The sequence below is a fragment of the Bacillus sp. BACIII genome (assembly GCF_057836745.1).
The window spans coordinates 1027042-1049344 of sequence record NZ_CM174437.1; the positions used below are offsets into that span (position 1 = coordinate 1027042).

The following is a 22303-nucleotide window of genomic DNA, read 5'->3' on the forward strand; positions in this document are numbered from 1 at the left end:
AGAGGCGCAATGGGGCAGCAACCGGAAATACAAGATATATATCCTTTATCTTTTATGCAGGAGGGCATGCTTTTTCATTCTCTTTTGGATCATGACTCAAGAGCCTACTTCGAACAAGCAGTGTTTACGATCAGCGGACAGCTTGACCGGGAACGATTCCAAAAAAGTATAGATGCTGTTTTTGAACGATACGATATTTTCCGTACGACGTTTATTCATAAGAATGTGGCGAAGCCCCGCCAAGTCGTGTTAAAAAGCAGGCCGAGCCGCGTTCAGTTTCATGATATTTCTCATTTGGATGAAAAAGCGCAAGACATGTATGCCGACCGTTTCAGTAAAGAAGACAAAGATAAAGGCTTTGATTTGCAATCAGACCCTCTCATGAGAGTCTCCATTCTGAAAAAAGCGCCCGAACGCTATGTTTGTATTTGGAGCCACCATCATATCGTCATGGACGGCTGGTGCTTCGGAATTGTCATGAAGGAATTTCTGATGATCTATCAATCTCTCGGAGACGGGCGGCTCCCGTCTCTCGAGCCTGTTCAGCCATATGGAAAGTATATTAAATGGCTCATGAAGCAAGATCGTAAAGAAGCCGAGTCATTTTGGAAAACGAGACTTGCCGATCTTGAGCAAACGGCGTCTCTTCCGAAAAAATCCGCGGAACCAAACGGCGAGCTTGAGCAGGCTGTTTTCACTATTTCTGAAGAGCAGACAAATGAGCTGAAGAACATTGCGGCAAGGGCGGGGGCAACGCTGAATACGGTGTTTCAGGCACTGTGGGGCATTTTGCTGCAGCGAGTCAGCCGCTGCGAAGACGCCGTTTTCGGTTCTGTCGTTTCCGGCCGGCCGTCGGATCTGGCGGGCGTAGAAAAAATGGTAGGGCTGTTTATCAATACGATTCCCGTGCGGGTAAAAAGCGGTTCGTTTTCCTTCCTGGAGCTCGTCAGACATTTGCAGCAGGAGACGCTGCAAGCAGAAGCGTACAGCTATTATCCGCTGTATGACATTCAGGCGCAAAGCCCTCTGAAGCAGGCGTTGTTTGACCATATTATCGTGTTTGAAAATGTGCCGGCCCAGCGTGAAATTGAAAATGTGAGTCAGGCCGGTTCATTTGATTTTGCGGTAGAGGATTTCACGATGGAGGAAGTCACAAACTACGGATGCAGCGTAAAAGTGATTCCGGGAAGTTCTCTTTATATCCGCTTAAACTTTGATACCGGTATATACGATTGTGTTTTTATGAAGAAGATTGAAACCTTTTTACGGCATATGATGAAATCAGTCATTTCCGATCCTGAAATGAGCGCCTCCGAGATCGCATTGCTGGATGCGTGTGAAGCCAGAAATATGCTGGATGCGTTTAACCGTACAGAAGCGGCTGAACCGCCGGCCCCGACGCTGCACGGGCTGTTTACCCGCCGCGCCGCGCTTTCTCCGCACCGTCCGGCGCTTCGTTTCCCAGACGGTATGCTGACGTACGCCGAGCTTGACCGGTATACAGACAGGCTCGCTGTTCGGCTCCGCCAAAAAGGCGTCCGCAAAGAAAGCAAGGTCGGCGTGCTCGCTGAACGCTCGCCGGAGATGGTGATTTCAGTGCTTGCCGTGTTAAAAGCGGGCGGCGCCTACGTGCCGCTTGACCCGGAATATCCTGAGGACAGGCTTCGCTATATGCTCAAAGACAGCGGCGCCTGTCTCCTGCTTCAACAGTCGGGATTATCCGTTCCCGGTTTTTCCGGCGAGACGCTAGAAGTGTCTCTTTCTGCCCTTACAGGTGAGACGGAGACAGGGGCTGTCTCTGAAGAAGCGGATGCCGATTCGCTCGCTTATATTATTTACACGTCCGGTTCGACGGGAACACCGAAGGGGGTGGCTGTTGAACACCGTCAGGCCGCCGCCTTTTTATCCGGGATGCAAGGGCAGTTTCCGTTAACGGAAGAGGATATAATCGTGCTGAAATCATCTTTTTCTTTCGACGCTTCCATCTGGCAATTGTTTTGGTGGATGATGTCAGGCGCCTCCGTGTATCTGCTTCCGGCCGGATGGGAGAAAGATCCCGCGCAGATGATTGAAGCGTTTGCCTCGGAAAAGGTGACGACCGCGCATTTTATTCCGGCGATGGTCAACAGCTTTTTAGACGCGCTGGAAACAGAGTCTGAGGAAACAAGAATCCGCCTCGGCAAAACCCTGACACGCGTGTTTGCCGGCGGGGAAGCTCTTTCACCGCTGACGGCTGCCCGTTTTGCCGATCTTCTGCCGGAAACCGTGCTCATCCACGGCTACGGGCCGACAGAAGCGACGGTTGATGCGGCGTTTTACGTCTGTGACCGAAAACGGGACAGCGGACGGACAAGGCTTCCGATCGGAAAACCCGTTCCGGGTGCCCGTCTTTATGTGTTAGACGGCGGGGGAACCGTTCAGCCTGCGGGCGTTGCCGGAGAGCTGTACATCGCGGGGACAGGGGTGGCCCGGGGCTATTTGAACCGTCCTGAACTGACGGAGGAGCGTTTTCTCGATGATCCGTTTTATCCGGGAGAGCGCATGTATCAGACGGGCGATATCGCACGCTGGACAGAAGACGGGCTTGTCGAATGGCTCGGCCGTTCAGACGGACAGGTGAAAGTCCGCGGCTACCGGATTGAACCAGGAGAGATCGAAGCGGCGATCCGGCGCATCGACGGCATTCGTGAGGCGGCGGTCACCGCCCGGACCGAACACGGCGAAACCGCGCTTTACGCCTATATCGAAGGACGGGAAAGCGATGACGTGCGGACAGAACTTGCGACACGCCTTCCGGCCTACATGATGCCGGCTCAGTTTATTGAGATGAGCGAGTGGCCGGTCACACCGAGCGGAAAGCTTGACCGCCGCGCGCTGCCGGCTCCTGACGGAGCGGCAGGCAGACAGGCGTACACCGCCCCGCGGAACGTCACGGAAATGAAGCTTTGCGCCCTTTGGGAAGAGGTGCTGAAAAACGGCCCCGTCGGCATTCGGGACCACTTTTTTGAGCGGGGCGGCCATTCGTTAAAAGCGACGGCTCTCGTCTCCCGCATCGCCAAGGAGTTCGGCGTTCAGGTGCCGTTACAGGACATCTTCGCCCGGCCGACGGTGGAAGAGCTCGCTTCGGTCATTCAGGACCTCGAAGAGAGCCCGTATGAAGCGATTCAGCCTGCGAAAATACAGGACACCTATCCGGTGTCTTCAGCACAGAAACGGATGTATGTGCTCCAGCAGCTTGAAGACGGCGGTGTCGGCTACAATATGCCGGCAGTGCTGGAACTGACGGGCCCGCTTGACCGCGGCCGGCTGGAGGAGACGTTCCGGCAGCTTGTGGAGCGGCACGAGTCGCTCAGAACGTCCTTTGAAACGGGGCCTGACGGCGAACCGGTGCAGTGCATCCATGACAGCGTGCCGTTTCAGCTGGATGAAGCTGAGTCAGCAGACGCGTTCGTCCGGCCGTTTTGTCTGGCTGAAGCGCCGCTCTTCCGGGCGGCCCTTGTGAAAGAATCGGATGAACGCCATCTTTTATTAACGGATATGCATCACATTATTTCCGATGGTGTGTCCGTCAACACCTTGATTAAAGAATTCGGCGAGCTGTACGCCGGCCGCCCGCTTGCACCGATGCGTCTTCAATATAAAGACTATGCCGTCTGGCAGCGGTCGTTTCAGGAGAAGGAAGGATATCAGAAGCAGGAAGCCTACTGGCTGAAGCGGCTTGAAGGCGAGCTTCCGGTGCTTGAGCTTCCGGCTGATAAGCCTCGTCCGGCTGTCAGAAGCTTTGCGGGCGGGAACGTATCGTGCACGCTTGACGCTGAAACGGCATCCGGTCTTCACCGCATCGCCCGCGATCACGGCTCCACTTTGTACATGGTGCTTCTCGCCGCGTACAATACGCTGCTCGCACGCCTGAGCGGACAGGAAGACATTATCGTCGGCTCGCCGATTGCCGGGCGCCCGCATAAAGACCTTGAACCGATTCTGGGGATGTTCGTCAACACGCTCGCCATCAGAACGGAGCCGAAGGGGGACAAACGGTTTACCGATTACTTGGCGGAAGTCCGTCAGGCCGCACTGGAAGCGTATGAGCATCAGGACTATCCGTTTGAAGAGCTTGTGGAACGGCTCGGTGTGCAGCGGGACACAAGCCGCAATCCGCTGTTTGACGTGATGTTTGTGCTCCAGAATATGGAGCGTGAATCCTTGGTTTTAAATGAGCTGCATTTGACTCAAGCTGCGGATACCGGCCATAAAACAGCAAAATTTGATGCCACGCTTTATGCGGCAGAAGGGTCTGACGGCACCATCAGCTTTGATTTTGAATTCAATGCAGATATCTATCAAAAACAGACAATCGAAAAATGGCTTTCTTATTTTACCCGTATTCTTACGAAAGTGATTGAAGACCAAACAATACCGCTTGGTGACATTCACGTGCTGGATGATGCTGAAACAAATCGCGTCATTTATCAATTTAATCAGACGAAAAGCGATTATCCTAAACATGAAACCATCAGCCGTTTATTTGAGCGGCAGGCGGAAGAAACCCCTGATGCCCAGGCAGTTGTATATCGCGGACAAACCTTGACATACAGAGAGCTGAACGAACGGGCTAACAGAATTGCTGCGGCGCTCCGATCAAATGGCGCCGGTCCGGAAAGTGTGGTCGCAATATTAACCGGCCGCACAACAGAGCTTGTTTCCGGCATTCTTGGAATATTAAAAGCGGGGGGCGCCTACTTGCCTATCGCTGACGATGTGCCGCGGGAACGGGCTGAATGGATGCTTAAAGACTGCAAAGCTGATATTCTCCTTCAATCTGATAAAGTTGACGGTCTGCCGCTTTCAGGAAAACGTTTATTCATAGAGGATATTCAAACAAAGGCTGGATTGAGTGCAGTTAATCCCGAACCGCTCGGCGGACCTGAATCATTGGCCTACATGATTTATACGTCCGGGTCGACGGGTGCGCCAAAAGGCGTCATGGTTGAACAGCGAAGCGTGATCCGCCTTGTGAAAAATAGCAATTATATTGATTTCACGCCGCAAGACAGACTGTTGTTTACTTCATCATTAGGATTTGACGTCACGACATTTGAGATATTCGGCCCGCTTTTAAACGGTGCTTCTCTACATGTAAGTGACCAGGAAACCTATCTCGATTCTGATGTTTTGGATGCATTTATACAGCAAAACGGTATAACGACACTTTGGCTTACATCGTCTCTGTTTAACCATTTATCCGAACAAAATGAACATGTGTTTTCGGGATTATCACGATTGATTATCGGCGGAGAAGCACTGTCCCCAAGCCATGTCAACCGGGTTCGTGGAGCACTGCCGCATCTTGCAGTATGGAATGGATACGGGCCGACTGAAAATACAACGTTCTCGACATGCTTTTTGATTGAACAATCATACGATCATTCGATCCCGATCGGGCGCCCTGTCGGAAATTCAACCGCGTATATCATAAACGGCAGGGGAACACCTCAGCCGATCGGCGTCATCGGCGAATTATGCACGGGCGGAGACGGTGTGGCGAGAGGATATTTCGGACGTCCTGAGCTGACGGAAGAAAAATTTGTCCCTAATCCATTTGTTCCCGGAGAACGAATGTACCGCACCGGAGATTTAGCCCGCTGGCTGCCGGACGGAACGATCGAGTATGCCGGACGGATGGATGATCAAGTGAAAATCCGCGGTTATCGGGTGGAGCTGGGAGAGATCGAGGCCGCTCTGAGGAGCTTGGACGGCGTGAAAGAAGCCGCAGTGTCAGTCAGAACCGGACAGTCCGGCAATAAAGAACTGATCGCATACATGAGCCTGCAGGCGGACATGAACATAGAAACAGTGCGTTCTTTACTTTCTCAGCGCCTGCCGAATTACATGGTTCCGTCCTATATGATGGAGCTTGAGAGGCTGCCGCTTACGCCGAACGGTAAATTGGATCGGAAAAATCTGCCCGAACCGGAGCTCGCGCTTCAAACCGTATACACAGCTCCCCGCACTGAGCTTGAAGAACAGCTTTCCGTGATCTGGCAGGAAGTGCTCGGCGCAAAGCAAGTCGGAATTGAAGACTCATTTTTTGAATTGGGCGGCGATTCAATCAAAGCGCTGCAAGTTTCCGCGCGGCTCGGACGCTATGGGTGGAAAATGGCGGCAAGTGACTTGTTCCGCCATCCGACCATTAAGGAACTCGCGCCTCTTATCCGGAAAGCGGAAAGAGTCATCGATCAGCGGCCGGTTGAAGGGGATATTCCTTGGACCCCCGTTCAGCACTGGTTTTTATCACAGCGGATGGAAAACAGAAATCATTTCAATCAGTCCGTCATGATGTTCAGCTCGGACGCTTTGCGTAAACAGCCGCTCAAAGAAGCTTTGCAGCATCTCGTCATTCATCATGATGCACTCCGGATCACCGCCAGTGCAGAAAACGGAAGTCACAGACAAATCAATCACGGCATCCAAAAAGATGAACTGTACAGCTTGGATATATGGGATCTGTCTGAAACGGATTCACGGGAAAGAGAAATAGAAACTGAAGTGGCTGCACTCCAACAGCGGATGGATATTGAAAAAGGGCCGTTATTAAAAGCCGGCTGGTTCAAAACCCGGTCTGGGGATTATTTATTCATTACCATCCATCACTTGGCGGTTGACGGAGTGTCATGGCGTATTTTGCTGGAGGATTTATCAGCCGCTTACACTCAAGCTGTAAAAGGTCAGCCGGTTCAGCTTCCGCCAAAGACTGATTCCTTTAAGCAGTACGCAGAAAGGCTTTCCGAATACGCGAAAAGCAGCAAGCTGATGCGAGAAGAAGACGATTGGCGTTTTATTGAAGAAGAAACCGCCGCCGCACTTCCTTATGAAAAACCGCTGCATCAGACGGGAGCCGACAGTATTCGGCAAACGGTAAGCTTTACGCTTTCAGAAGAAGAAACGTCCGTTTTGCTGCAGCAGGTCAACCGGGCCTACCATACCGATACGCAGGATATTCTTCTGACTGCGGCAGCCTTGGCTTTACGGGACTGGACAGGAGGCAGACTCCGCATCGCGATGGAAGGGCACGGAAGAGAGCATATCATGCCGGAGCTTGACATCAGCCGCACCGTAGGCTGGTTTACTTCCATGTATCCGGTGCTCATTGACTTGAATACAGCCGGTTCAGAACTTGGGACGGCGGTAAAAACAGTAAAAGACACACTCGGAAGAATACCGGATAAAGGAATAGGCTACGGCATTTTAAAATATATGACACCGCCCGAGCAAAAAACAATTCGGTTCGGACAAGCGCCTGAAATCAGCTTTAACTATTTAGGGCAATTCAATGATACGGAAGATCAGCACACGTTCAGTTTATCCGGTCTTGCGAGCGGGCACGACATTACGCCGACATGGCAGCGGGAACAAGCGGTGGAAATGAGCGCGATGGCTGCACAGCACAAGCTTCACTTCAGTTTGAGCTATCCGCCGAGCCGCTTTCGCAAAGAAACGATGGAACAGCTGCTGCAAACCTTACAACAATATTTGCGTGGAATTATGGCGCACTGCACCGGCAAAGAAGAATCAGAAAAAACCGTTAGTGATTTTAGCAGCAAAACGTTAACATCTGATGATTTGGACAGCATAGCGAGTTTTGTCGAAGAACTGTAGAAAAAGGCGACGGGGAGATCATAACATGACAAAAAAGAATGCAATTCAGGATATTTATCCGCTGTCTTATATGCAGGAAGGAATGCTTTTTCATTCCCTCCTGCAAAAGGAATCACAGGCTTACGCCGAACAGGCCTCCTTTTCAATCACGGGGAAGGTTGACACCCGCGTGTTTGAAGAGAGCGTCCATGTTCTTTTCGAAAGACATGATATTTTCAGAACGATCTTTATCAGCCAGAACGTGTCCGTTCCGCAGCAGGTCGTATTAAAAGAGCGGAACGTCAGCATCATTGAGGAAAACCTCACCAATTTAAACAAGGCTGATCAAACCAAGTATATCGAAGAAGCCAAACGAAGAGATCGTGAGAAAGGATTTCATCTGCAAAAGGACATGCTGATGCGGGTGACGCTGCTGCAAACCGGAGAACGTGAATACACGTGCATATGGAGCTTCCATCACATCATTATGGATGGCTGGTGTCTCGGAATCGTGCTGAAAGAGTTCTTCCAGATATACGCCTCGCGGCTCCGCCGAACACCGTTAACGCTTGAGCCCGCTGTGCCGTACGGGACCTATATCAAGTGGCTGATGGAGCAAGATAAAGAAAAAGCAGCTTCGTACTGGGAGCGATACCTTGAAGGCTTTGAGCAGCAGACTGTTCTGCCGAAACAGAAAAAAGCCGGCGGCAGCAGACAGGAGGAAGTGACGTTTTCCTTTTCAAAAAGGGACACAGCCAAGCTGAAAGAGCTGGCCGTGAAAGAAGAGGTCACACTGAGCACCATTTTCCACACGCTCTGGGGCATTTTGCTCCAGGCGTACAATCAGACAGAGGATGCGGTTTTTGGTTCTGTCATTTCCGGAAGGCCGTCTGAAATCGAAGGCATCGAGCGAATGATCGGCCTGTTCATTAACACCGTCCCTGTCCGGATCAGCGGAGCGGACATCCCGTTTCAAAAACTGATCAAAAACGTACAAAAGGATGTTTTGAAAGGGCAGGCGTACAGCTACCATCCGCTTTATGACATACAAGCGAATTCACAAGTAAAACAAGGCTTAATTGACCATATTCTCGTCTTTGAGAATTATCCGGTTGAACAAGAGCTTGACGTGCTGAACAGCGAGGGAGATACGAAAGATCTTTTCCGCATCCATGATTTCAGCATGGAAGACGAAACCAATTACAGTTTTTATCTAATGGTGGCGCCGGGTGACGAGATTCATTTGAAAATGAGATACGATTCAAGCGTGTATGACCGCCAATTTATCGAAAATATCAAAGGTCATTTGACACATATCGTTTCCCAGATTCTCGACAAACCTGATATTACGCCGGATAACCTTGTAATCATAACTCCTGAGGAAAAAGAGCAGCTTCTTGCTCCAATTTCTGAAGAAACCGAAAAGCCTGAATATGACACGATTCATGCGATGTTTGAACGGCAGGCCGCACAAACGCCGGATCAAATCGCGATCAAGTATGAAGGCGAGTCAGTGACGTACAAAGAGCTGAACGAATCGGCTAATAAGCTGGCCCGTCTGCTGCAAAATCGCGGATTAAAGCGGGAGGAGCCGGTAGGCGTCATGCTCTGCCGTTCCCCTTCTTTAGCGGCGGCCGTTCTCGGTCTTTTAAAAGCGGGCGGCGCCTTTGTCCCGATAGATCCCGGCAGTCCAAAGGAGCGTATCCGCTATATCATTGAAAACAGCGGCTGCGTCCATGTTGTAACAGAGCGGCATCAGTCAGTTCCCGCAGAACAAATGCTGCAAGTTACATACATAGAAGAAGCCGGGACAGAAGCGGACGGAAGCAATGTGCAATCCATTAATACAGCGGACGATCTGCTTTATATGATTTATACATCCGGAACGACAGGGAAACCGAAGGGTGTGCTGCTTGAACATAAAAATATGGCCAACCTGCTTTCTCACCAGTTGACGAACACAGACATTGATTTTTGCACCAATGTGCTGCAGTACGCATCTGTGGCATTTGACGTCTGCTACCAGGAGTTATTTTCAGTATTCTTGAGCGGCGGCACTCTTTGTATCGTGCCGGAATCAATCAAACGAGATGTTTCTCAGTTGTATTCGTTTATCGATCAGCATAAAGCAGAAGTGGTATTTTTCCCGACTGCCTTTGTCAAAATGCTTTTCAATGAAGAAGATTATGCACAGTCTTTTCCCCGCTGTGTGAAGCATGTCATTACGGCCGGAGAGCAGCTGACCGTCTCGCGGTTGTTCAGGCAGACGCTCCGTTTACACGGTATGCATTTGCATAATCATTACGGCCCGTCAGAAACCCATGTGGTTTCAACGTATACGATTTCTGCGGGAGATGACATACCTGAACATCCGCCGATCGGGAAACCGATCCATCATAACAAGATGTATATTCTCAGCCAAAACAGACAGCTTCAGCCTCTCGGAATTGCGGGAGAATTGTATATTTCCGGAGCGAATACAGGAAGAGGCTATGTGAACAATCCGGCGCTCACCGAAGAGAAATTTTTGCCGGATCCGTTCAGAAAGGGCGCCGTCATGTACCGGACCGGAGATTTGGCAAGACTGCGTGCGGACGGTCAAATTGAATACATCGGCCGGACAGATGATCAAGTGAAGATCAGAGGGTACCGGATTGAACCGAAAGAAATTGAAACCGTCCTGGCAAATCATCATGCCGTGAAAGAAGCTGCCGTACTGATTCAAACGAATGAGTCGGGCGAAAATGAATTATGCGCCTACTGCAGCGTCTCACAAGCGACAGATCCTTCTCAGCTGCGGAGCGATTTGGCGAAAGAACTGCCTGATTATATGATTCCGGTTAAATGGGCTTTTGTTGACACGATTCCGCTCACTGCAAACGGAAAAGTCGACCAGCGTGCCCTTCCGGAAGCTTCGGGGTACGCCGCAGGCCGTCAATACACGGCTCCCCGGAATGTGACGGAGCTGAAACTTACCCGGATATGGGAAGAAGTGCTTCAGAGCGGCCCGATCGGTGTTCACGATCACTTTTTCGAGCTTGGCGGCCATTCATTAAAGGCGACGGCGCTCGTGGCAAAAATAGCCAAAGAGTGCAGCGTGCAAATTCCGCTGAGCGATGTCTTCAGCCATCCGACCGTAGAAGAACTCGCCAATATCATCAGCGAAGCAGAAGAGAATCCGTTCGCATCTATAGAAAAAACAGAAACGAAAGAAACCTATCCTGTCTCATCCGCACAAAAACGGATGTACGTCCTTCACCAGCTTGAAAATGGAGGGGTCAGCTATAACATTCCAGCCGTTTTAGAGGTGAAGGGGCCGTTTGACCGAGACAGGATGGAAGCCGTGTTCAAGGAACTGATCCGGCGGCATGAACCGCTCAGAACGTCCTTTGAAGAAAAAAACGGCCTGCCTGTGCAGAGGATTCATGATGACGTGCCGTTTGCATTTACAAAAGAACAATCAGCCGAAGCGTTTATCCGGCCGTTCGACCTCGGCAAAGTACCTCTTTTCCGGGCCGGATTTGTCCGAATTGAAAAAGACCGGCACCTGCTTTTAGCTGACATGCATCATATTATTTCAGACGGCGTATCCGTCAATCTTTTGATACGTGAATTCAGTGAACTGTATGCTGGGAGAAGTCTGCCTCCGTTACGGATTCAATACAAAGATTATGCCGTTTGGCAGCAATCATTTATGGCCGGCGCCGCATACAAAAAACAAGAGGAGTACTGGCTGAACCGTCTTGCCGGGGTGCTTCCCGTACTTGAATTGCCGGCTGATAAGCCGCGTCCGCCAGTGCGGAGCTTTTCCGGTGACCGGGTGTCATTTGTCATCAGCGAAAAACATACAGCACAGTTGAAAAAGCTGGCGAAAGAAAACAAATGCACACTGTATATGACACTGCTCGGTGTGTACACCGTTCTGTTAGCCCGTTTAAGCGGACAGGAAGATATGATTGTCGGGTCTCCGATTGCGGGAAGGCCTCATGCCGATCTTGATAGCGTTCTGGGCATGTTTGTCAATACGCTTCCTTTCAGGACGCGTCCCGAAGGAAGCATGACATTTAAAGATTATTTACAGGAGATTCGCCAAACGGCGCTTGAGGCCTACGAACATCAGGATTATCCGTTGGAGGAACTCGTCGATAAGCTCGGTGTGCCGCGGGATATGTCCCGAAATCCGCTGTTCGATACAACATTTGCGCTGCAGAACATGGAACAGCAAAAGCTTAGGGCAGACGGGCTTGAACTGCAGCCGGCAGACATCAGCCTGCCGATTTCTAAATTTGATATGTCGCTGTACATCTCGGAAAACGCTGGTGAATTGTACTGCCAGTTTGAATACAGTACTGATTTGTTTGAGAGAAAAACGATTCAAAAATGGGCGGGATTTTTTGCGACACTTTCCGAAAACGCCGCTGCTGATCCGGGATTGGAATTAGACGATATTTCCGTCTTATCAGAAAAAGAAGAAATGTCCCTGCTTCACGATTTCAGCCCCTTGCAGAAAACAGCGTTTCCGCTTGAGCAGCCTCTTCATGCTCTGCTGGAACAGCGGGCGGAGAAAACGCCGGACCGTCCGGCAATTTTAACTGACGACATTTCGATTACGTATCAAGAGCTGAACGAAAGGGCAAATGAGCTTGCGCACCAGCTGATAAAGCGGGGGATAAGGCTGGAGGATAAAACCGCCATCATGGGCCGGCGTTCTCCTGACATGCTGATCGGCATTTACGCCATCTTAAAAGCAGGCGGTGCATATCTGCCGATTGATCCAGATTACCCGAAAGAGCGGATTCGCTTTTTACTGAAAGACAGCGGCGTAAGGTTTTTACTTGCGGAACCGGAACTTTCGGCCGCAGATCTTTTTGATGGAGAGATCATATCGCTGAAAAGCGGGCAAACAGGAAACCCGGAAGCCGCGGCCAACCCGAATGTTCCCGTAAAATCCGATTCATTGGCTTATATTATCTACACATCCGGTTCTACCGGACGCCCAAAAGGCGTGCAGGTTGAACATCAGTCAGCCGTAAACTTTTTATACTCGCTGCAAACGCGTTATGGATTAAGTGATTCTGACATCATTTTGCATAAAACATCATACTCTTTCGATGCTTCGATTTGGGAGCTGTTTTGGTGGCCGATCGCGGGAGCTTCTGTTTTCCTTCTTCCGCAAGGCGGCGAGAAAGACCCTGAAATAATACTGAACGCACTGGAGAATAACCGCATAACGGCGGCCCATTTTGTGCCTTCTATGCTTCATGCGTTCTTGGAATATATAAATTCCAGAAAACAGTCCGTCAAAAAGACCAGCTTAAAAAGGATTTTTGCCGGCGGCGAACAATTGGGCCCACACCTGGTTTCCCGTTTTTATGACCTTCTGCCGAAAACGGAATTGACAAATTCCTACGGACCGACAGAAGCGACTGTGGAAGCCTCGTACTTTGATTTACGGCGAGGAAGTGAATTTCACAATGTTCCGATCGGCATTTCAGGACATAACATGCGGCTGTATATTTTAAATCAAAAGAAACGGCTTCTCCCGCCGGGATGTATCGGAGAACTGCACATCGCGGGGACAGGGGTGGCCCGGGGCTATTTGAACCGGCCTGAGCTGACGGTTGAACGTTTTCTCGATGATCCGTTTTATCCGGGAGAGCGCATGTATCAGACGGGCGATATCGCACGCTGGACAGAAGACGGGCTTGTCGAATGGCTCGGCCGTTCAGACGGACAGGTGAAAGTCCGCGGCTACCGGATTGAACCGGGGGAAATCGAAGCGGCGATCCGGCGCATTGACGGCATTCGTGAGGCGGCGGTCACCGCCCGGACCGAACACGGCGAGACCGCGCTTTACGCCTATATCGAAGGACGGGGAAGCGATGACGTGCGGGCGGAGCTTGCGACACGCCTTCCGGCCTACATGATGCCGGCTCAGTTTATAGAGATGAGAGAGTGGCCGGTCACACCGAGCGGAAAGCTTGACCGCCGCGCGCTGCCGGCTCCTGACGGAGCGGCAGGCAGACAGGCGTACACCGCACCGCGGAACGTCACGGAAATGAAGCTTTGCGCCCTTTGGGAAGAGGTGCTGAAAAACGGCCCCGTCGGCATCCGGGACCACTTTTTCGAGCGGGGCGGCCATTCGTTAAAAGCGACGGCTCTCGTCTCCCGCATCGCCAAAGAGTTCGGCGTTCAGGTGCCGTTACAGGACATCTTCGCCCGGCCGACGGTGGAAGAGCTCGGCATCGGTCATTCAGGACCTCGAAGAGAGCCCGTATGAAGCGATTCAGCCGGCGAAAACACAGGATACTTATCCGGTGTCTTCAGCGCAGAAACGGATGTATGTGCTCCAGCAGCTTGAAGACGGCGGTGTCGGCTACAATATGCCGGCTGTGCTGGAACTGACGGGCCCGCTTGACCGCGGCCGGCTGGAGGAGACGTTCCGGCAGCTTGTGGAGCGGCACGAATCGCTTAGAACGTCCTTTGAAACGGGGCCTGACGGCGAACCGGTGCAGCGCATCCATGACAGCGTGCCGTTTCAGCTGGATGAAGCCGAGTCAGCAGACGCATTTGTCCGGCCGTTTTGTCTGGATGAAGTGCCGCTCTTTCGCGCGGCCCTCGTGAAAGAATCGGATGAACGCCATCTTTTATTAACGGATATGCATCACATTATTTCCGACGGTGTGTCCGTCAACACCTTGATTAAAGAATTCGGAGAGCTGTATGCAGGGCGCCCGCTTGCGCCGATGCGTCTTCAATATAAAGACTATGCCGTCTGGCAGCGGTCGTTTCAGGAGAAGGAAGGATATCAGAAGCAGGAAGCCTACTGGCTGAAGCGGCTTGAAGGAGAGCTTCCGGTGCTTGAGCTTCCGGCTGATAAGCCTCGTCCGGCCGTCAGAAGCTTTGCGGGCGGCAACGTATCGTGCACGCTAGACGCTGAAACGGCATCCGGCCTTCACCGCATCGCCCGCGATCACGGCTCCACTTTGTACATGGTGCTTCTCGCCGCGTACAATACGCTGCTCGCGCGGTTGAGCGGACAGGAAGACATTATCGTCGGTTCGCCGATTGCCGGGCGCCCGCATAAAGACCTTGAACCGATTCTGGGGATGTTCGTCAATACACTCGCCATCAGAACGGAGCCGAAGGGGGACAAACGGTTTACCGATTACTTGGCGGAAGTCCGCCAGGCCGCACTGGAAGCGTATGAGCATCAGGACTATCCGTTTGAAGAGCTTGTGGAACGGCTCGGCGTGCAGCGGGACACAAGCCGCAATCCGCTGTTTGATGCGATGCTTGTCGTACAAAATATGGAGCATGAGGAATTGCTTCTGGACGGTTTGCATATTCAGCCTGCGGACATGTCCCGTCCGGTTTCCAAATTTGATTTCACTTTGCAGGCTTCTGAAGGCGGGGGACAGATACATTTTCTGTTTGAATATGCCGCGGCTTTATTCCGGAAAGAAACGATGGAACGCTGGGCTTCCCACTTTTTGACGATGCTTGAACACATTGTCCGTGAACCGGAATCCTCTTTACGGGAGATCAATATGCTGACAGAACCGGAACGAAACCGGATTCTTGCGGATTTTAACGGCATGACGGATAAACAGCTGCCGGAAAAAACAGTTCATGAACTGTTCATCACCCAGGCACAAAAAACACCTGATGCTGCGGCCCTTATCAGCAGGGAAACATTGGTCACATATAAAGATTTAGATGAATGGTCGAATAAAATCGCCAGAGCTCTGCAAAAACGGCAGATCGGACCTGATGCAGCCGTCGGCATTGTGATACCAAGATCGCCGGAACAAGCAGCGGCAGTCTTCGGAGTTTGGAAAGCCGGAGGCGCCTACGTCCCGATAGATCCTGAATATCCGGAGGAACGGAAGCAATATATCACCTCAGACAGCGGCGCAGCGATTCTTCTTACCGTACGGGGCGCGATAGATCAAGTGCCTGATCGTTTTAAAGGTGAAGTACTCGCATTGGAAGATATACAAGAACAGGACGCTTCACCGGTTCAGTCACTATCGGCGCCGGAGGATTTGGCTTACATCATTTATACGTCAGGGACGACAGGCAGGCCGAAAGGGGTTATGGTCGAACATCGATCCGTCAGCCAGACCCTTCAATGGCGGAGCGGATTTTATGATCTGAATGAGAAAGATACGGTTCTTCAGCTCTTTTCATTTTCCTTTGACGGATTTGTAACAAGTATGTTCACACCGCTGATTTCCGGCGCGAAAGTGGCCGTTTTAGCTGAAGACGAAGCAAAAGATATTCTGGCCATTAAACACTATCTCGCTTCTTGCCGCATTACTCACATGATTATTGTTCCCGTGCTGTACCGTACACTGCTTGACGTACTGGAGCCGGGAGATGCCGAGTCTCTCCGGATTGTCACATTAGCGGGAGAAGCGGTCGATCAAAACATGATCAGCCGCAGTTTATCGGTTTGTCCTCACACGGAACTTGCCAACGAGTACGGTCCGACGGAAAACAGCGTCGCCACTGCAGCGGCAAGACATATAGAACAAAATGAGGAGATTACGATCGGCCGGCCGATTGATCATTCACACGTTTATATTTTAAACGGGGATCATCTGCAGCCGATCGGTGTAACAGGGGAACTTTGCATCTCAGGTTCCGGCCTTGCAAGAGGGTACCGCAATCTTCCTCAACAAACAGCTCAAGCCTTTGTCCAAGACCCGTTCCACAAGAACCGGCGCATGTACCGCACGGGCGATCTGGCAAAATGGCTGCCGGACGGCACGCTGCAATATATCGGCCGAATGGACGAGCAAGTCAAAATCAGAGGCTACCGGGTGGAGCTGCAAGAAATTGAGGCCGCCTTAACAGGCATAAAAGGTGTCAAAGAAGCCGCCGTCACTGCTCTGCCCGCGTCAGCAGGCCAAACGGAACTATGCGCTTATATCGTGACAGAAGAAGGAACAGAAAGCGAAACGGTGAAGCAGGCGCTCAGAAATGAAATGCCCGCTTATATGGTGCCGGCGCTCTTTGAAACCCTTGAGGCCCTGCCGGTCACACCGAACGGGAAGCTTGACCGCCGCGCGCTTCCTGAGCCGCGGAAAAAAATGCAAACGGGACAGATGTTTACAGAACCTGCCAGCTCCATTGAAAAGGAATTGGCCGCGATTTGGAGCGACGTGCTCGGAACTGAAAACATTGCAGCGGATCAATCATTTTTTGAGCTTGGCGGCGATTCCATCAAAGCCCTGCAAGTCTCAGCCCGATTACACCAGACAGGAAAACAGATCGCTGTAAAAGATATTTTCAGCCGGCCGACAATTAAAGAACTGGCGCCTTATGTCCGTACAGAGCGGCAGCCGGTCAGCCAAGCTCCCGCAGAAGGAGAAGTGAAGTGGTCGCCTGTTCAAAAATGGTTCTTCGCACAGGACATGAAGGAAGCAAACCATTTTAACCAGTCCGTTATGCTGACGAGAACAAATGCAATTGATGAAGAGGCTTTGAGGAAGACGTTAAAAGCCATTACCGTTCATCATGATGCCTTGCGTCTTGTGTGCAAAAAAGACGGAGAGAAAGGCCTTTTCCTCTTCAACAGACCGGCTGGCCTCCCAGATGAGCAGCTCTACAGCCTGACTATTTTGGAAGCGGCAGGCGATGAGGATGAAAAGGAACGTTTTATAAAACGCCGCGTCGCAGAGCTTCAGAGAAACATGGATTTGGAGAACGGGCCGCTTGTACAGGCGGGGCTGTTCCGCTCTGAAGCAGAAGATTACTTGTTTCTTACCGTCCATCATCTAGCCGTTGACGGGATGTCATGGAGGATTTTATTGGAAGACTTGGCTTCTGCCTATGAGCAGGCCATCTCCGGAAAAGAAATCAATCTTCCGCCGAAAACCATGTCATTCAAATCATATACGGAGCATCTAGGAGATTATGCTGAAAGCCGTCAGCTGCTTCAGCAGGCGGAGTATTGGCGGGAGATAGAACACTATGAAACAGAAAGTCTCCCTTGTGAGCAGGCAGAACGATCTCAAACTTCTGCGGAAAAACGGAACACGGTATCTTTCACATTAACAGAAAGTGAAACAAGTGCGCTGTTGAAAGATGTGCACAGCGCCTACAATACGGATACGCAAGATGTGCTTTTGGCTTCCGCCGTGCTCGCTGTTCAGAAATGGTCACCGCGGCACGCTTTGAAAATCGCCCTTGAAGGACACGGACGCCAATCGGAGCAGGGCGGTGCGGACATCAGCAGAACGGTGGGGTGGTTCACTTCCATTTATCCGGTGCTTTTCCGGGCGGGAGCTTATGAACCTCTTGAAGAATATGAAATTCGCACATTAAAAACCGTCAAAGACACATTGCGGCGCATTCCGGATAAAGGGAACGGATACGGCGTCCTTAAATATTTGACACCGCCGAAGCTTGCCGGGATGACTTTCGGGAAAGCACCGGAGATCAGCTTTAACTATCTCGGACAATTCTATGCGCCCGGCGGGAATCCGGCAGAAACGGAACAGCTTGACGCGTTTCAGTTTTCTCCTTTGGGCAGCGGAGATGATGTGACGGATACATGGAAACGGGAGCAGTCACTTGAAATCAGCGCGATTGCGGCAAAAGGCCGGATGACCGTCAGCATTTCCTATGAAACGGGACGCTTCCGGCAGGATACGATCGAACGGCTGTCCGAAAGCTGCCGGTATTTTCTCCTGAAACTGTCGGAACATTGCCTCAGTAAAACCGATACGGAGAAAACCGTCAGTGACTTTGATGATCGGGAGCTGACTGAGGAAGCATTGCAGGATATTGCCGACTTACTCAGCTTCCACTAAACCGAGCGGGAGGAACACATGGACAAAACGAAAAATATCCAAAATATTTATCCCCTCAGCCGAATGCAGGAAGGAATGCTTTTTCATTCCTTTCTGCAAAAGGAGGGGGCTGCATATATCGAACAATCCGTCTTCACCATAAAAGGCCGGCTTCGTCCGGAATTGTTTGAGCAAAGCGTACAGTCTGTCATCAGCCGCCACGATATTTTCAGAACGGTTTTTTTACCTCATGTCGCTCAGCTGAACGGCCCCCGCCAAGTTGTGCTGCGTGAGCGGGAATTCCGGCTGCACCGCGAAGATCTTACACATTTGGATGAAGCGGGACAAAACAGCTATATACAGCGATTTAAGGAACGTGACCGCTTAAAGGGCTTTGACTTGCAAAAGGATATGCTGATGCGTGTTTCTTTGTTTAAAACGGCTGACGAGGAATATGTATGCGTCTGGAGCCATCATCACATCCTCATGGACGGCTGGTGCCTCGGCATCGTCCTTCAGGAATTTATGCATATGTACCGGGCGATTGAATCAGGCTCACCCGTCACCTTGGAGCCCGCTAAGCCGTACAGCACTTATATTACATGGCTGACCGATCAGGACAACGACGCAGCTTCTGAGTATTGGAAAGGATATTTAGCGGGCTTTGAGACCCCATCAGGACTGCCGAAAATATCGGTCCGGCCCCAGGAAAAAGGCTACCGCAAGAAAGAGCTGCTGTTTTCTTTAGATCAAAACCTGACGGACAAGCTGAAAACGATCGCCAAAGAAGAGGGCGCAACGCTTGCAGTTCTTATGCAGACCGTATGGGGCCTGATGCTGCAGCGCTACAACCGGATGGACGATGCTGTGTTCGGAGCCGTCGTATCAGGGCGGCCTTCTGTCATTGACGGCGTGGAAAGCATGATCGGACTGTTTATCAATACTGTCCCAGTACGCATTAAAACGGGTGATGAAAGCTTTAGAGAACTGCTGGGCCGCTGTCAGAAGGAAATGCTTGATTCAGAGGCGTTCAGCTATCATCCGCTTGCCGACATCCAATCTCAGACTGAGCTGAAACAGGATTTAATCGACCATATTATCGTGTTTGAAAATTATCCGATTCAGCAGCAGATGAAAGACGCGGAAAAGGAATCGGATGCACCGTTTAGAATCGGGAATGTCAACGTGTCGGAACAATCGGGCTACGACTTTAACCTCATCATAGCGCCCGGCGATGAGCTGCTCATCAAATTCAGCTACAATGCGAACGTGTATGACGAAGTATGGATAGAGAGCGTAAAAGGACACTTGGAAGAAGCGCTGCGCTGCGCCGCTTTTCATCCCGATGTTCCTGCTGACCGGCTTCCGATGCTCGGACAAAAGGAAAAATCAAGAATAATCAGCGAATTTAATAACACGAAAACAACTTATGAAAGAGACGAAAGCATCATCAGCCTGTTCAGCCGTCAGGCGGAGAAAACCCCGGATCATCAGGCGCTTCACGCCGGCGGACTGACGTTGACGTACCGGGAGCTTGATGAACGGTCAACTGCATTCGCCAGCACCCTGCTGGAAAACGGTTTGGCGCAAAAGGGAATTGCCGGGATTTTAGCCGAACGCTCACCTGAATTTATCATCGCAGTTCTCGCTGTTTTGAAAGCGGGAGGGACGTACCTTCCGCTCGATGCAGATCTGCCTTCCGACAGGATCGCCGATATGCTCACTGAGAGCGGAGCACAGCTGTTAACGGTACAAAACGGGATTGAGACTCATATTGACTTTTCTCACATCATCTCTATCCCGGCAGCCGCTGAGAAACAAACCGCTGACGCGGGAAAACTGAATACAGTTACATCGCCTGATGATCTTGCCTATATTATGTATACATCCGGTTCAACAGGAAAACCGAAGGGCGTGATGATTTCCAACCGCAACGTCGTATCGCTCGTGTCAAACAGCAATTACACGTCGGCCGGCACGACGGACCGTCTCATTTTGACAGGGTCCATCGGTTTTGACGCAGTGACGTTTGAAATCTTCGGAGCGCTTTTGAACGGAGCGTGCCTTCATGTAGTTGACCGCACGACAATGCTTGCGCCTGAGAGGTTCGGCCATTATCTTTGTTCCAATCGTATTACGATTCTGTTTTTGACGACGGCGCTCTTTAACCAGTTTGCCCAGGCTGATCCGGAGATGTTTTCCGGATTGCACACCTTATATGTCGGCGGAGAAGCTTTGTCCCCGGCGCTCATCAATAAGGTCAGACACCGCTGTCCGAATCTCAGTCTTTATAACATATACGGACCGACGGAAAATACGACATTTTCCACCTTTTATGAAATCAGGCATGATTTTTCTCAGCCGATCCCAATCGGAAAACCGATCACTAATTCAACCGCGTATATCATTGAGAAAAATGGCAGACTTGCGCCGATCGGCGTGCCCGGTGAGCTGTGTGTCGGCGGTGACGGGGTTGCCAAAGGCTACTTAAACAGGCCTGACTTAACAAGTGAAGCATTTGTCAGCCACCCGATTCATCCTGAAGAAAAGATTTACAAAACAGGCGACTTGGCTTATTGGCTGCCGGATGGAAGCATCGGATACATCAGCCGTATCGACCGTCAATTCAAGATTCGCGGAAAGCGTATCGAGCCGGCCGAAATTGAAGCGAGGCTGATTGAAATTGATGGAATCAGGGAAGCGGCAGTCATCGTGTCAGACGAAGGACAAGAAGCAATCCTTTGTGCGTATTATACGGGCGCGCATGTTGAAGAAAGAACCATTCGCTCCCTATTGGCAAGGCTGCTTCCCGACTATATGATTCCGCAGTATATGGTAAAGCTTGACCGTATGCCGCTTACCGCAAACGGCAAAGTGGACCGCCGCAGACTCCCTGCGCCAGAACGGAAAAAGACGTCATCAAAAGCCGTTCCCCCGCGAAACTGGGTAGAGCGTGAGCTGATCGACATTTGGTCGCCGATACTCGGCTGCGGGGAGCTGGGCATACAGGATGACTTTTTTGAGCTTGGCGGGCACTCTTTGAAAGCATTGCAAGTCATTCACCAGCTGAAGACCAGACAGCAGATGGATGTCCCGATTGAAATGATATTTGAATATCCGACAATTGAACAATTGGCTGAAAATCTGTATTCCAGCAAACTGTCAGAAGCCGCCGAACAGCATATCAGCAGACTGAATCAGCCGAAAGGCCGCAACCTTTTCTGTTTTCCGCCAATTTCAGGTTTCGGCATTTTCTTCAAAGATCTGGCGGCGGCATTAAACGAACGGGCTGCTGTGTACGGCTTTAACTTTATTGAAGAAGACAGCAGAATGGAACAATACATTGATAAAATGCTGGAAATCCAGCCGGAAGGCCCTTATATCCTCTTCGGATATTCAGCAGGGGGCAATACGGCATTCGAGGCTGCAAAAGCAATGGAAAAGCGCGGCTTAGAAATCAGCGACATCATTATCGCAGACGCGTACAGAAAGCTTGACACACTGCCGCCGCAGCCAACAAACGCAACAGCCGAAAATGTCCCGGAAGCCGTCAGGGAAGCGGTCATCAGAAAAACAGAGCGCTATCAAACGTACTGGGCGGAACTGATAAATGACGGCCAAATTGCGGCAAACCTCCATTTTATTGAGGCCGGCATAAAGGAAGAGCACAATGCTGAGCCTGAGCCGAAGAAATGGGAAGGCGCCACAACGGGACTCTATCAGGAATATCAGGGCGAGGGAGCCCATAAAGATATGTTTGAACCCGAGTTTGCACACAAAAATGCCGAGGTCATACTGGACATCGTTGCAAACAGCGGCAGACGCTTGGAACGGAATCTGTAGCATCCGGCAGAATGGTTCAGGAT

General features: G+C 51.0%; 2 protein-coding genes and 1 pseudogene. All 3 read left to right on the plus strand.

The features are described 5' to 3' along the window. The first annotated feature begins 9 nt into the window (after window positions 1-9). Complete coding sequence (locus tag ACXN9U_RS05310; RefSeq protein ID WP_489202259.1) at window positions 10-7656, plus strand: amino acid adenylation domain-containing protein; 7647 nt, start codon at window positions 10-12, stop codon at window positions 7654-7656. Window positions 7657-7681: 25 nt separating this feature from the next. Continuing rightward, window positions 7682-18458: pseudogene (locus tag ACXN9U_RS05315) on the plus strand (non-ribosomal peptide synthetase). A gap of 18 nt (window positions 18459-18476) precedes the next feature. After that, the gene (locus tag ACXN9U_RS05320) at window positions 18477-22280 is read left to right on the plus strand and encodes a non-ribosomal peptide synthetase (protein ID WP_489202260.1); all 3804 of its coding nucleotides are present in this window, start codon (window positions 18477-18479) and stop codon (window positions 22278-22280) included. Window positions 22281-22303 lie beyond the last annotated feature (23 nt).

Excerpts from the sequence above, each read along its gene's own strand:
- ACXN9U_RS05310 (WP_489202259.1), top strand. The coding sequence starts at position 10 with ATGGGGCAGCAACCGGAAATACAAGATATATATCCTTTATCTTTTATG.
- ACXN9U_RS05320 (WP_489202260.1), top strand. The coding sequence starts at position 18,477 with ATGGACAAAACGAAAAATATCCAAAATATTTATCCCCTCAGCCGAATG.